The 14,278-nt window shown below is 36.4% G+C and carries 11 protein-coding genes, 1 tRNA gene, 1 pseudogene and 1 riboswitch; of the genes and pseudogenes, 1 reads left to right on the plus strand and 12 read right to left on the minus strand.

Annotated features, from left to right (window positions below; translation table 11 throughout):
• Positions 1–45 precede the first annotated feature (45 nt).
• The 5 genes and pseudogenes from thiH to moaC all read right to left on the minus strand — a co-directional run bounded on the left by thiH (position 46) and on the right by moaC (position 5,277).
• Positions 46–1,152 carry a 2-iminoacetate synthase ThiH gene (gene thiH / locus BKP35_RS04370; RefSeq protein ID WP_071312144.1) on the minus strand — a complete coding sequence of 369 codons (1,107 nt, stop codon included), beginning with the start codon at positions 1,150–1,152 and terminating at the stop codon, positions 46–48.
• A gap of 161 nt (positions 1,153–1,313) precedes the next feature.
• A complete protein-coding gene (locus tag BKP35_RS04375; protein WP_071312145.1) occupies positions 1,314–2,087 on the minus strand; it encodes a thiazole synthase in 774 nt (257 codons plus the stop codon).
• 119 nt (positions 2,088–2,206) lie between these two features.
• Positions 2,207–2,319: riboswitch (TPP riboswitch) on the minus strand.
• A 100-nt stretch (positions 2,320–2,419) separates the two neighbouring features.
• A complete protein-coding gene (locus BKP35_RS04380) occupies positions 2,420–3,841 on the minus strand; it encodes an MDR family MFS transporter (RefSeq protein WP_071312146.1) in 1,422 nt (473 codons plus the stop codon).
• Positions 3,842–3,936: 95 nt separating this feature from the next.
• Positions 3,937–4,571: pseudogene (locus BKP35_RS04385) on the minus strand (redox-sensing transcriptional repressor Rex).
• A 211-nt stretch (positions 4,572–4,782) separates the two neighbouring features.
• Positions 4,783–5,277, minus strand: coding sequence for a cyclic pyranopterin monophosphate synthase MoaC (moaC, locus tag BKP35_RS04390; protein WP_071312147.1), 495 nt, complete (start codon positions 5,275–5,277; stop codon positions 4,783–4,785).
• Positions 5,278–5,525: 248 nt separating this feature from the next.
• Here moaC and BKP35_RS04395 point away from each other — a divergent pair, with 248 nt between their 5' ends.
• The gene (locus BKP35_RS04395; RefSeq protein WP_071312148.1) at positions 5,526–7,454 is read left to right on the plus strand and encodes an ABC-F family ATP-binding cassette domain-containing protein; all 1,929 of its coding nucleotides are present in this window, start codon (positions 5,526–5,528) and stop codon (positions 7,452–7,454) included.
• Between the two features lie 171 nt (positions 7,455–7,625).
• Here BKP35_RS04395 and BKP35_RS04400 read toward each other — a convergent pair whose 3' ends face one another.
• From BKP35_RS04400 to BKP35_RS04430, 7 genes are all read right to left on the minus strand, one after another.
• The gene (locus BKP35_RS04400; RefSeq protein ID WP_169819131.1) at positions 7,626–9,746 is read right to left on the minus strand and encodes a hypothetical protein; all 2,121 of its coding nucleotides are present in this window, start codon (positions 9,744–9,746) and stop codon (positions 7,626–7,628) included.
• Between the two features lie 357 nt (positions 9,747–10,103).
• Positions 10,104–11,117, minus strand: coding sequence for a tRNA (adenosine(37)-N6)-threonylcarbamoyltransferase complex transferase subunit TsaD (gene tsaD / locus BKP35_RS04405; protein WP_071312150.1), 1,014 nt, complete (start codon positions 11,115–11,117; stop codon positions 10,104–10,106).
• On the minus strand, positions 11,118–11,567 hold the full coding sequence (rimI, locus tag BKP35_RS04410) for a ribosomal protein S18-alanine N-acetyltransferase (RefSeq protein ID WP_071312151.1): 450 nt from the start codon (positions 11,565–11,567) through the stop codon (positions 11,118–11,120).
• Positions 11,568–11,589: 22 nt separating this feature from the next.
• Positions 11,590–12,285 carry a tRNA (adenosine(37)-N6)-threonylcarbamoyltransferase complex dimerization subunit type 1 TsaB gene (tsaB, locus tag BKP35_RS04415; RefSeq protein WP_071312152.1) on the minus strand — a complete coding sequence of 232 codons (696 nt, stop codon included), beginning with the start codon at positions 12,283–12,285 and terminating at the stop codon, positions 11,590–11,592.
• A complete protein-coding gene (gene tsaE, locus BKP35_RS04420; protein ID WP_071312153.1) occupies positions 12,282–12,740 on the minus strand; it encodes a tRNA (adenosine(37)-N6)-threonylcarbamoyltransferase complex ATPase subunit type 1 TsaE in 459 nt (152 codons plus the stop codon). The genes tsaB and tsaE overlap by 4 nt, the downstream gene beginning before the upstream one ends.
• A gap of 12 nt (positions 12,741–12,752) precedes the next feature.
• Positions 12,753–13,739, minus strand: a complete 987-nt coding sequence (gene thiL, locus BKP35_RS04425) for a thiamine-phosphate kinase (protein ID WP_337959631.1) — start codon at positions 13,737–13,739, stop codon at positions 12,753–12,755.
• A gap of 345 nt (positions 13,740–14,084) precedes the next feature.
• Positions 14,085–14,161: transfer RNA gene (locus BKP35_RS04430), tRNA-Met, on the minus strand.
• Positions 14,162–14,278 lie beyond the last annotated feature (117 nt).

Below are 14,278 nucleotides of genomic sequence, written 5' to 3' on the forward strand. Positions count from 1 at the left end.
ATCGTCAAGCCTCGAACAGGTAGACGATCCTTTCTTTATAATCCACTATACTAAAAGCTCCCAATCCTTCAAAACAGGTTGGTAACCTTTCTCTTTAATCATCTTTTGAATTTCTTCTAAAGAACGCTCATCGGATATGTCGAATTGAGCTTGACCTGTATCACATTGTGAATACCCACCAACCTCAGTACTCGCACCAGCCGACATTTTTGTCACCCCTAAATAAATCAAGTTGTCACGTAATTCTTGAGGTTCTCTTGTCGATAACGTAATACCTGATCTTGGTAAAAATAATCGAAATGCGGTAATTGCCTGAACGAGATGACGGTCTTCTACGATCTCTGGAGGTTGGAATTCTCCTATATGAGGGCGCATTCGTGGCAATGAAAGACTAATTTCTGCATCTAAATATTTAGATTGTAAATATTTCGCATGCATTGCGGTAAAGTATGCTTCTTTACGCCAATTTTCTAACCCTAAAAGCGCACCGATATTTACTTGTCGGATCCCTGCCTCACAACCACGTTCCGGTGTGTCCATTCGATAACGATAATCACGCTTAGGTCCTTTTACATGAATCGATTTATACATATCCTCATTGTATACTTCTTGGTATACCGTAAGTCCATCAATTCCTGCATCGACAAGCTGCTTATATTCATCCGTATCAAGGGGGTTAATTTCAATTGCTACCGACGGAAAATATTTTTTTAATACACGAACAGCATCTGCAATATAAGCAACTGGTGTGTGTACTTTCGATTCACCGGTAAGTATTAAAATATGTTTTAACCCTTTTTCTGATAGTGCTTTTGCCTCAACCTCGATTTCTTCCATCGAAAGTTTTTTGCGCTCAAATTGATTCGTAACACTAAAGCTGCAATACGTGCAAAGGTTAACACAATGATCGGCAATATAAATAGGATTGAACAACATAATCGTTTTACCAAAATGCTGGACCGTTAATTCATGTGATCTTTGGGCCATTTCTTCTAAAAAGTTTTCTGCCGCTGGAGATAACAGTGCTAGTAAATCATCGCTATCGAGTCTTCTTTTGCTTAAAGCTCTTTTAACATCTGCTTCAGTAAAATCCTGAAAATATTGATCTAAAGGTAACTCCTTTAGCTTTTCATATTCATAATAAAAACTCACGAAAAAACTCCTTCCTTTTTCAGTTTTGAGTTTTGAGTTGGTGAAAGCTATGCTCCGGAGTGAAAAATAATTGGAAAACTGCTCTTCACATGACAGGCAAATACTTCGAAGCATACCCTATAAATAACTCAAAACTCAACATTCAACACTCAAAACTATAATTAATTTGATAAAAACCCAGTTAATGGCGATGACGCTACTGCTCGTTTCGTTACTCCACCAACACCAGATAAGTATGCGGCGCGACCTGCTTCTACTGCATTTTTAAATGCTTCACCCATAACGATAGGATCACCTGCTGTAGCAATAGCTGTATTGACTAACACCGCATCAGCTCCTAACTCCATCGCTTCACAAGCTTGTGATGGTTTACCGATTCCTGCATCAACGATGACTGGCTTTTCACACTCATCAATTAAGATCTCAATAAGTTCTTTCGTCTTTAATCCTCTATTTGTACCAATTGGCGCTCCTAGTGGCATCACTGCTGCGGCACCTACTTCTTCTAATTTTTTGGCTACCATTAAATCTGGACTCATATATGGTAAAACGATAAATCCTTCTTTCGCTAAAATTTCTGTCGCTTTAATTGTTTCATAGTTATCTGGAAGTAAGTATTTTTGGTCGGATATCACTTCGATTTTAATCCAATTACCCATACCAGCCGCTCTAGCAAGTCTTGCAATTCGTACCGCTTCCTCAGCAGTTCTTGCTCCAGATGTGTTCGGTAAAAGAATCATATCTTTAGGAATATACTTCATAATGTTTTCTTGACTTGTTTCAAAATCAACGCGACGCATCGCTACTGTAATTACTTGTGACTGTGAAGAATTAATTACATCAGGAATTATCGCGTCATCATTAAATTTCCCTGTACCAATTAAAAGGCGACTATTTAGTTCAACCCCACCGATATTTAATAAATCTTTTGCCATTTTTTCTCCTCCTTATTTAGAAAAGCGTAAGCTAGACAGCTTTCCTTGTTCCTAAATTTTGTTTAAACAACGAAAAAGACCACATCATACACGATGCGGCCTAAAAAGACATGTTTTAAAAGTACATAGAATAGTCTTCCCTCCGCTGGTATGATCCAGATCAGGTTTAAACGGTCTGTGACAGATCAGTCAACTTCTCAACCTAGTCTTCTAGGCTCCCGCAACTGTGAAATATTGTTTTTTCTATCATAACATAGATTACGAATTTTTAAATAGTATTGTATTAAGGAATTTTCCATATGGTGTCTCCACTTTTCGAAAAATCTCTTATCTTACGCTGAAAGGGAATCTTTCTTTTCAAGTTTTTCTGATTCTTTTCCAAGTAACCAACCAAAAGGAATTGTTACTACCGCAATGATCCCAAGAATAATAAACCCTTCGTTAATTGCTTGCAGACTAGCTTGTTCCATCGTTTCTACATTCGCATAAACTTGCACACGACGGACTTCATAAAAAATTGAAATAAATACAATCCCTAAAGCAGAGCTCATTTGCCGTAATACATTGTTCATTGCCGAACCTCTTGAAATAAATTGGTCGGGAATTGCATTCATGCCTGCCGTTTGTGCTGGCATTGTTGAAAAACCTTGGCCGACGCCACGTAGTGCCATTAAAACAAAGATAGCAGCAAGTGACGTCTCCATAGATGTGAATCCTAATGCTAAAGTAGCAATCGCAGTCACTACTAAGCCACTCGTTACAACTAATAAAGGTCCTTTACGATCAAGCAATCTCCCACCGATCGTCATGAAAATCCCTGTACATAGAGCTGCGGGTAAGAAGATTAACCCGGTAATAATGGCCCCTAAACCGTATACATGTTGTATGAGTAATGGAATGAGGAAAATCCCGCCAAACAACGCTAATGACGTTGAAATGGCAACCCAGACACTGTACGTAAAAGCTTTATTTTTAAAGATCGATAAATCAAGTAAAGGTTGTTCAATTCTGTTTTCAATTTTCACGAAAATAAATAGTGAAATAAAGCCAAATACAATTAACCCGATATTTAAAGGTTCAGTAAAATGCTCAAGTGCTGAAATTCTACCTAAAGCAAATAAAATAGCTCCAACCCCTGCTGTAACCGTTACAAATCCCCATTTATCAAAGGAAATGCCATTTACTTTATTCGTATTTTTTAAGTACATTGCTCCAATGACTAACCCTAGTAACCCTGTTGGTACATTAAATAAAAATAGCCATTGCCAGCTTCCAGTCTCAATAATAAAACCTCCGACAGTTGGACCGATGGTTGGTGCCATCATTGCTGCAATTCCCCAAATACCTGTAGCAAGTCCACGCTCGTTTCTTGGGAACGCCTCAAAGATTAGCGCCATTGATAATGGCATCATTAATCCACCTGCAACCCCTTGGAGTCCACGGAAAAAGATTAACGAATTTAAATCCCAAGAAAACGACCCTAACGTTGAGCCAGTAATAAAAATAAGTAACCCGATTAAATATAATTTTTTCTTACCATATTTATCACCTAAATAACCTGTGAGTGGCATTGTCACACCCATCGTTACCATAAAAATCGTGATAACCCAGCCGGTTGATACAGCATCAGCATCAAACACCTTCATTAAGTGAGGAACGGCGGGATTCAACATACTATTATTTAATATTATTGTAAAAGTTCCTAATAACACCGCGATCACGACAAGCCATTTTTCAGGAAACAATTTTCGCATGATCAAATTCCTTTCGTTTATCGAAATACATCCCCTTTACTATACCACAATCTGTTAGCAAATTGAATAGAAAAAACCACGAGGAATACTCGTGGTTACATTGGATAATGCTTTAAAAAGTAAATTAATGATTGCAATTCTACTGACAAATCAATGTGATGAACCCTTACATTTTTCGGTACTGATAATCTTGCAGGCGTAAAGTTTAAAATTCCTTTAACACCTTTAGCGACTAGACGATCGGCAACTTTTTGTGCAACTGCCGAAGGAACTGTTAAAATGGCTACCGAGATACTTGGATCTAACTTTTCCTCTAAATCATCTAAATGATAAATTGGGACACTGCCTAGCTCTGAGCCAACCTTACTTTCATCTACATCAAAAGCCATTTCAATTTTTGTACTATTATTTTTCGAAAAGTTATAATGTAAAAATGCGGTACCTAAATTACCGACTCCGATTAACGATACTTTAGTTACTTCATCTTGATCTAACGTTTTTCTAAAAAAAGTTAATAAGTAATTTACATTGTACCCATAACCTTTTTTCCTAATGCACCAAAGTATGAAAAGTCTCGTCGAATTGTTGCTGAATCTACCTTCACCGCTTCACTTAACTCGGAAGATGATACTCTGTGTTTACCTGAAGCTTGTAAGTTTTCTAAAAAACGATAATACAAAGGTAAGCGTTTCGCTGTTGCTTGAGGTATTTTTGTTTGATCGATATTCATTATCTGCCTCCAACCTGTACCTTTCTGGATAAAGGGCAAAACTAAATTATGGGTGTGAAAATACCCATTTTCTATCCTCATCATTTCTTGTTACATTGTATACCATTTCACACAAGCACTTTAGAAAAACTTGGCTCTTCGCCAAACCTTTTCAACATAAAAAACATCCTAAACTTCCGGCCTTTTTCCCCTTTATACGGTACATAACTTTTTAATCTAACGGTTTCTCTCTTTTAAAATCTCCACTTTTTCCACCTGTTTTTTCCACTAAATATGTAGGGCCTATTATCATCCCTTTATCAACCGCTTTACACATATCATAAACAGTTAAAGCTACTGCGGAAGCTGCCGTTAATGCTTCCATCTCTACTCCAGTACTTCCTTTTGTTTTTACTTTCACAAAAATATTCAGTATATGACTTGTTGCTTTTTCGGACCATTCAAATGTAACGTCAACACCTGTTAACGCTAATGGATGACACATCGGAATCCAATCAGCGGTTTTTTTCGCAGCCATTACCCCTGCTACTTGAGCTACACCTAAAACATCGCCTTTCCCGATAGAACCTTCCTGAATTTTCTCAAAAATCTCCTTATTTACTTCCACACTCGTTCGTGCTAAAGCGGTTCTAACTGTCTCATTCTTCTCCGAAATATCTACCATTTTTGCGCGACCTTGTTCATTAAAATGCGTAAACGATGACATAATCAAATGTCCCCTTTCATTTCATACAAATATATTGTACACTATTTTGTCAATTTTGTAACCGTTTCAAAAGTTGTTACATAAATGTAATATCTCTTTTTTCCTATATAATGTCCGTTTCGCTAGTAACAATAGATGTATTTTGTATTGGCAGTTTCATTGCTTGTCCCGTTGCGATTCGGTACACTAATTGTATGATTATACTTTATTAAAATATGTAATGCCACTTTAGGTTAGGATGATGAAAAATGATACTTTTACAATGCGTTCAATTAACGAAAACATTTGGTGCTGAACCAATATTATCGAATATAAAACTAGAAGTCCAATCAAAAGACCGCGTAGCGATTGTTGGTCGGAATGGTGCTGGTAAGTCAACGCTACTAAAAATTATTGCTGGAAAACTTTCTTACAATTCCGGAGATATTATTATTCCCAAAGATGTGACGATGGGGTATTTAGCGCAAGACACTGGTTTAGAATCGGAACGATCGATTTGGGAAGAGATGCTTTCTGTTTTTGAATATCTTATAAAAATGGAAAAAGAACTACGGAGTCTTGAAACTAAAATGTCCGATCCTACTTTTATTAATAATGAGAGTAATTACGAAAAACTTTTAAATGAGTACGATCTACTATCAGAAACTTTTAAACAAAAAGGTGGTTACCAGTACGAAGCCGATATTCGTGGGATTTTGTCTGGCTTAAAATTTTCCGATAAAGACTATTCTACAAAAATATCAACATTAAGTGGTGGACAAAAGACACGGCTTGCATTAGGGAAGTTGTTATTAACACGCCCAGATCTCCTTATATTGGACGAGCCTACGAACCATTTAGATTTAGAAACACTAGCATGGTTAGAGCAATATTTACTTCATTATGAAGGAGCGATTTTAATCGTTTCTCATGACCGTTACTTTTTAGATAAAGTCACCAATATTGTTTATGAAATTTCACGGACAAAAGCAACTAAATTTGTCGGAAACTATAGCTATTATTTAGAAGAAAAGGCAAAACGTTATGAACTGGAAATGAAACAATACGAAAAGCAGCAAGAAGAAATTGAAAAGCTGCAAACATTCGTTCAAAAAAACATTGTCAGAGCTTCAACAACAAAAAGAGCGCAAAGTAGACGAAAACAACTAGAGCGCATGGAAAAACTCGATAAACCCCAAGGTGATGAAAAATCGGCAAATTTTTCTTTTGAAATAAAAAAACAAACAGGAAATGATGTCTTAAGAATTGAGCAGCTTTCTGGTGGCTATTCTCCACAAGAAACCTTATTTGAAAATTTAACGTTAGCGATTAACCGTTCTGAAAGTATTGCTCTACTCGGGCCGAACGGAATTGGTAAGTCGACACTTTTAAAAACAATTACGAAAGAAATAGAGCCATTAGCAGGTTCAATTAAATACGGTAGTAATGTATCAATTGGCTACTACGACCAAGAACAAGCAAAATTAACTTCAAATAAACAAGTATTATATGAACTTTGGGACGAGTATCCCCTAACTCCTGAAAAAGAAATTCGAACGATTTTAGGGAACTTCCTATTTAGTGGTGAGGATGTTTTAAAAAATGTTGCTGACCTTAGTGGCGGTGAAAAAGCTCGAGTTGCATTAGCAAAGCTAATGATGCTAAAATCCAATTTTCTAATCCTAGACGAACCTACAAATCACCTTGATTTAGATAGTAAAGAAATATTAGAAAATGCATTAATCGATTATCCTGGTACGATTCTTTTCGTTTCCCATGACCGTTACTTCGTTAACCGAATGGCTACTCGTGTCGTCGAAATGACCAAAGAAGGATTCATCGACTATATCGGTGATTATGATTATTACATCATGAAAAAACAAGAAAACATAGAACGAGAACAACTTAAAGAAACAAAAGAAAAAAAATCGGAACAATTAGAAGAACAACCGAATAAACAATCATTTTTACAAGACAAAGAAGCAAAGCGAAAAGAACGACAACGCTTACGCCGCCTTGAAGAAATTGAACAAAATATTGAACAGTTAGAAACGTCGGTATCCGAAAAAGAAGAAGCGCTTTGTGATCCTGAAATTTACCAAGACCACAACCGCGTTAGTGAATTAAACGATGAAATAGAAAAACTAAAAAAAGAACTCGATGAATTAATGGAAGAATGGACGGAATTAGAAGTTTAGAGTGTTGAGTTCGTTGTCAGTTTTGAGTTTTGAATGTTGAGTTTTGAGTTAGTGAATGTTACGCTTCGAGGCGAAAACCAAGATACAATTATTGTTTTAATATAAAGTTCATGCTTCGGAGCGTAACCCACAAACAACTCAACACTCTTCACTCAAAACTACAACTCAACACTACCCTTCTTCTAACGCCCAATAATAACTCGTACAGACGATGATGAACATTGATGTAGCAGCAGATACTACTCCTGAATCGTTTATAATTAGTAAAGTTATCGAAGCGACGACACCCGTCTGAATTAGTACTCGCTTCACTTCATTCCCGACAATTTTTTTTCGGCGCCATAAATATAAAGCAATTAAAAGATACGTCGTTACAAATAACTGTGTCCAATTACTATATCTAAAGATTTTCCAATTCATCTCCAACTTACGCTTGATCGTATCTAAAATATACGTAAAATCGCCACTAAATAGCTTCGAAAAGGCATAACCAATATGAGACTCTTTCCCATTTAACTGTGTAAAGAACAAGATCGCTAAAACGACCGGCACCACAAAGCTAATGATGATTAATAACTTTCGCCATTGAAAATCAGTGAAATAATAACGGTAATAAAAAAATCCGAACATTACACCTGCCGATATTGTTGCGCCTGCATTAGCTCCAAGGTAAGTAGAACTTAAAATGATGATTGTTCCTAAAGCGAGCATCATTAACACAAACCAATTTCTAAAATATCGTTGCTGTACGAGCAATAAGCCTGAGATTAAGTATATACCAGCAAACTCATTACCAATTCCGTAATATCTCGCCCCTATAATTGGATCATATCCTAAGTACGAGCGCTGCATAAAATAATTACCAAAAAATAAATCGACTGAAATACTTATAAAAATAGCACCACTTAAAACGAATATCGGATTACGGACAAGCTTAACGAATAAATAGCCTGTTAAAAAACTACAAAAAATAATGAATAACAAATAAACGTTAGGTTGGATATAGTTTAATAAATAAGGTGTGATTAAAAACCACAACGGCGAGCTAACCCCACTAATGAGAAGAACTTTTGCAATCTTCTTGAATGTCTCATTTTTATCCTTAACTAAGATAATTAAGCTAACGATAATTAATAACAACACTAATAAAGTTATATAGCTAGATAAGACGACATTTCTCGATTTAAACACTAGAAACATTAAATCAAGATTTTTTAAGCCTTCTTCTAGAACTGCTTCATTAATAACTTCTTTTTGAATAGGCTTCCCTATGAATTGTCCTTTTTGTGGAATGCGATAAAAGTTTAAAATCGTCGGTGCAATATCTAAATTACTAATGACAAAATCTTGTCTCGTTGTATCCGATCGTAAAAGATAGCTTTGGATAACACCTTCTTCTTTACCCCAATAAAAAAATGGAGCAAGTCGCTCTTTATTTTGATAAGCATCACTGTGGACCATTGGGGATAACAACATTAAATCTTCTACATAATCCCCTGTTAATAACTTATGAACAAACATCTCTAGGTTTATTAAACTTAGCTCATACCTTTCAACAAAATATGCCTCACTCATATTTTCTTTTTGATCGTACAAGCGAAAGACATCTCCCCATTCAATCACCGTAAAACTCCGTTCATCCTTTTCTTGAATGGTAGATAGCCAATCATAAATGTTATCCACATCCATCTCTACCCCTGATGGTGCACCAATACTTTTTTTCGTTGCCTCAGTTAGTGCCCCTCCGGTTAATCCCTTATTATCCATCGTAAAAAGAGGACCGTAACGTACTTTTTTCTCATTAACGTCACTATTTCCAATCACGTAGCGACTTACACCGTATTGCTTTAAGGATTCGCCAATGATCCCGATTTCAACTTTATTATTTTTATCCACAAGTTTATGAAGTAGAGGGTGAAAAATAACTCCTTCTTCAACAGTATTCCCTGTCCATTGTTGATAAAGTTCCTCTGCGAAAACGTTATCAACAACCTCTCCACTCATATATGCATTCCAATCTACTATTCCTAAAGCTCTAACACCAGTACTTAAGCTTACTGCGCTATTCAAATAAGAGTAAGGTCCATCTGGACGAATGTTCATCCCAGACATTCCACTCGTTTCCCACAAGTGTAAGAACTGTCCATTCTCTCTCAGCCATTTGACTTCTTGAAAAGAAAAATCCGGAACAACAATTAAGGTTAAGTCGCTAGCTTCCTCACCAGCTTGTACAGCTTTTCCACAAACTATTAACATAACTAAAATACATATGAATGTTATCCTTTTAATCATCACCATGACAACTTCATCCACCGTTAATTTTCTGACATATCCACATTATCAACAATTTCACCCACAGTTTAAACACTGATATGATAAGCTTTTTAAAAGTTATGCACAATTACACAGAAGTTATCCCCATGTTTTTTATTCACATGTTTTTTCCTAATTGGACTGCTTTTTCAGACGTTATCCACATTGTCCACAGTTGAGTTGTTAATAAGTACCTACGTTCTCTATTGACTTTGAACTTATGTTTTGAATTTTACTGTTGAATGTTGAATAATTTTAGGTATTTCTCGGAAATAACGAAGAACTTTGTCTAAAAATATTACAAAAAGACCATTCCTTAGGAACAGTCTCGTTCATTTAGTCGTTTTCTAAATCAAGTCCTGGATTTCCGTTTAATGTATAGCTTGTGAATTGTTGTTTTTCTAAATGTACAAAAGCAGCTGCTCCGATCATCGCTGCGTTATCTGTGCATAAGTATAGAGGGGGAATGACGAGTTCAATTCCTAACTCTGTAAATTGTTCTTTCAATTTTTCGCGAAGTCCTTTGTTGGCGGCTACTCCACCAGCTACTAAAAATTGCTTTACGTCATATTCCGTGGCAGCTCTTTTTGACTTTTCCACAAGCACTTCGATGACACTTTCTTGGAAGCTTGCCGCAAGATCTTCTTTAGAAATTTCAATTCCTTTTTGTTTTGCGTTATGTAAAGTGTTAATAACCGCTGACTTTAAACCACTAAAACTAAAGTCATATGAATCTGGTTCAAGCCATGCTCTCGGTAAATCAATTGAAGCTTCACCACTTGCTGCTAGACGATCTATATGAGGGCCTCCCGGGTATGGTAAATTTAATGTCCTAGCTACTTTATCATACGCCTCTCCGACAGCGTCATCTCTCGTTTCACCGATCACTTCAAAGCTTCCGTGCTCTTTCATATAAACAAGCTCTGTATGTCCTCCAGAAACGACTAATGTCATTAATGGAAACGACAAGTCAGTAATAAGTTGATTAGCATAAATATGCCCGGCAATATGATGAACACCTATTAAAGGTAAGCTGTGAGCAAATGCCAAAGCTTTCGCAGCATTAACACCAATTAAAAGTGCACCTACAAGTCCAGGTCCTTCGGTAACAGCAATTGCTGATAAATCGTTATATGTTACGTTAGCTTCTTTCATCGCTTCTTCGATAATGACTGTTATTTGCTCCACATGGTGTCTTGATGCAATTTCAGGAACAACTCCACCAAATCGTTTATGACTTTCGATTTGAGATGCGACTATATTCGATAATATTTCATTACCATTTTTTATAACGGCTGCCGCTGTCTCATCACAACTCGTTTCAATTGCCAATATTAATTTTTTATCCATTTATAATCCCACCCACATAACAAGAGCATTCTCTTGATTATCAGTATAATAATTTTTTCGAATTCCACCTGAATTAAATCCTAGCTTTTTATAAAGGCTTTGTGCTATATGGTTAGATACTCTCACTTCTAACGTCATTTTAATTGCACCTAATGATCGGGAAACATCCATTGCATGAACTAATAATCTTTCCCCAAGATTTTTGCCACGATAATTATTTTCAATCGCGATATTCGTAATATGGGCCTCATCAACGATGATCCACAATCCACAATAACCGATGATTTCTTCACCGCACTGTAATACGAGATAATGGGCAAACTTATTATTGATTAATTCATTTACAAAGGCAGTACGGCTCCAAGGTGTTGCAAAGCAATTGTTCTCTACTTTTAATACATTATCTATGTCTTCTTCTACCATATACCTAATCGTAAAATTCTCTTCCATAACCAACTACCTTATCCACAACTTATTTTTCTTGATTAGCTAACCAATTCGCCTCAGCCTCTGCTAAACGAATATAATTCGGGGTAAATGAATGAACGTCTTTTGTCGGCTCCTTAGCAATTCCTACCCTTGCCAACTCACTAGGACGTGGGTTATGATCACTTATTTGACCGAACTGAACCTTATCCCCTAACTTTTCGATAATAATTTCTTTATGGATGGAAATATCATTTCCTAAAAAAAGAACATTTTCGTATTGACTATTTAAATGACTCGCCCAATCTGTAACAAGACAAATTTGATCACGAGCGATATTCGTAAATTCACCATTCATATCTCCGTAAAGACCAGTATATACTTGCCCTCTTCTCGCATCAAAAATAGGAGATATTACCCCGTTAAAAAAACGACCATTTTGCGCTAACACTTCGATACTAGACACACCAACAAGAGGAATTCCTAACGAGTAAGCTAATGTTTTCGCTGTCGTTACTCCTATCCTTACTCCTGTATAAGAACCAGGACCATGTGCAACAATAATTCGCTCTAGTTGATTAGGGCGAACTCCGGTATCCTTCATTAACTCATCGATAGCTGGCATTAAACGAATCGAGTGATTTTTTTTCAAGTTTGTAATTACTTCTCCTAATACTTGATCCCCATCTACTACAGAAACACCCATCACAAAAGTAGAAGTATCAATAGCTAAAGCTTTCATTTATTTAATAGCTCCTTACATAATAGATTGTATCTTTCTCCGTGTGGTGTAAGTAAAACTTTCCGGTGATGATCTCCTTCATGAAAAATCTCAATCGCAAGTCGCTCATTTGGAAGCTGCTCTTCAATGAGGCTTGCCCACTCAACGACCGTGACACCTTCTCCATAAAAATATTCATCAAAACCTAAATCCTCTTCACTACCACTAACACGATAAACGTCCATATGGTAAAGTGGTAGTCGTCCTTTATATTCTTTAATAATCGTAAATGTCGGGCTATTCACCGTCTTTTTTACCTCTAGGCCTTTGGCTAACCCTTTCGTAAAATGGGTTTTCCCTGCACCTAAATCACCTTCTAATGTGATCACAGTGCCGGCTTCTATAGCTTCACCTAAACACTCTGCAAACTTCATCGTTTCTTCTGGAGATGCTGCATGTATTGTATAGTTATCCATTTCATTCACCTTTTATTTAAAATGATTAAAACCTTGTTTATGTAACCGTTCTTTTTTACCGTTCATCGTTATATACACATTTGCGTGGCCTGTAGTTACTTCACCTATAATTGTAAGTTTTACCCCTTTTTGATTAAACGTTTGATTAATTTTAGTAAATGCCTCTTTTGGCATCGTTCCTACTAATTGATAATCTTCACCACCAAAAAGGCTCCACTTCTTTTTCTGATCGTCTGAATAGTTTTTTATGTAGTCACTTCGCGGAATTTTTTCATAGTCAATTGTGAGTTCTACGTTACTCGCTTCTGCAATTTCATTTGCTTCGCTTGCAAGTCCATCACTAATGTCATTTAACGAAATTCTCTCATTAGCATTCGCTAAAATCCGTCCTGCTTCTACTTGCGGCTCTGGGAGTTGGTGGGCTTGAAGTAACTTCTTTTCACTATCTGTATATGGGTAGTTATAACCATGCTTTAACAATAGTTCTAATCCAGCGGCAGAAGCACCTACTTCACCTACAACAAAAACATAATCTCCAGGCTGAGCTTGATCTCTGTACAAACTTCTTCCTTTTTCAATTCTACCACAAACGGTCACTGTAACGATTAAGCCTTGTTTAGAGGAAACCGTATCTCCACCAATTAGATCGACAGAATAATCATTCCCTAACAATGACATTCCAGCATAGATTTCATTTAATTCCTTTTCTGTCCAATCACTCGGAATCGCAATAGAAACAAGATAATATGTAGGCATTCCACCCATTGCAGCAATATCACTAATATTCACAGCGAGAGCTTTATAACCGATCATAAAAGGCGTCATCGTTTGTTTAGTAAAATGTACTCCTTCTACCATTGTATCCATACATATCAACTCATCAAACGTACTACTCCCCTCAAAAACGGCAGAATCATCACCTATGCCTTTTTTTAAAGAAGTTTGATGGATGTTTTTTGGTTTTATCCTTTTTATAAAATCAAATTCATCTTTTAACAAAATAAATCACACCATTTTTATATTTTAGTATGTGCGGTGACTGTGCCTACTTTGTGTAGGACAGCCCCAATTCATATAGTAGTTTATCTTATTTTGGACAAAAAACCTAGTATTAGAGTGAATTTCATAATTACCAAAAACGAGCCACATCACGCAATATATAGTTTGCGAATGGTTTTGACGCAACTATATTGATCTTCGTGGCGAAAATAATGAATTATGAAATTCATTAAAGTGAAAATAAAAAAAGCACAAGAATTTACTCCTGTACTACGGTAATCGTATATAATTTATAAACAACTTTTAGCACTTCCTACAAAAAGCACACTCAGGATGTTTAAGGATTGGTTGCGGGAGAAGGATTTGAACCTCCGACCTTCGGGTTATGAGCCCGACGAGCTACCAGACTGCTCCATCCCGCGATAATAAGAAATAATATAATTTTGTGCTTGCTCCTAGCGAGGGACTGTCTCTTCCTCTGCTAGCTTTGCTTTGTAGTTAGATGCGTCGAGACAACTCGTTGCTTATTCAACGATGTT

Origin of the sequence: Anaerobacillus arseniciselenatis (genome assembly GCF_001865995.1) — a bacterium.
GTDB classification, from domain to species: Bacteria; Bacillota; Bacilli; order Bacillales; family Anaerobacillaceae; genus Anaerobacillus; species Anaerobacillus arseniciselenatis.

Coding starts and splice junctions, on each gene's coding strand:
- BKP35_RS04375 (WP_071312145.1), bottom strand. CDS start 2,087: ATGGCAAAAGATTTATTAAATATCGGTGGGGTTGAACTAAATAGTCGC.
- BKP35_RS04380 (WP_071312146.1), bottom strand. CDS start 3,841: ATGCGAAAATTGTTTCCTGAAAAATGGCTTGTCGTGATCGCGGTGTTA.
- moaC (WP_071312147.1), bottom strand. CDS start 5,277: ATGTCATCGTTTACGCATTTTAATGAACAAGGTCGCGCAAAAATGGTA.
- BKP35_RS04395 (WP_071312148.1), top strand. CDS start 5,526: ATGATACTTTTACAATGCGTTCAATTAACGAAAACATTTGGTGCTGAA.
- BKP35_RS04400 (WP_169819131.1), bottom strand. CDS start 9,746: ATGATTAAAAGGATAACATTCATATGTATTTTAGTTATGTTAATAGTT.
- tsaD (WP_071312150.1), bottom strand. CDS start 11,117: ATGGATAAAAAATTAATATTGGCAATTGAAACGAGTTGTGATGAGACA.
- rimI (WP_071312151.1), bottom strand. CDS start 11,567: ATGGAAGAGAATTTTACGATTAGGTATATGGTAGAAGAAGACATAGAT.
- tsaB (WP_071312152.1), bottom strand. CDS start 12,285: ATGAAAGCTTTAGCTATTGATACTTCTACTTTTGTGATGGGTGTTTCT.
- tsaE (WP_071312153.1), bottom strand. CDS start 12,740: ATGGATAACTATACAATACATGCAGCATCTCCAGAAGAAACGATGAAG.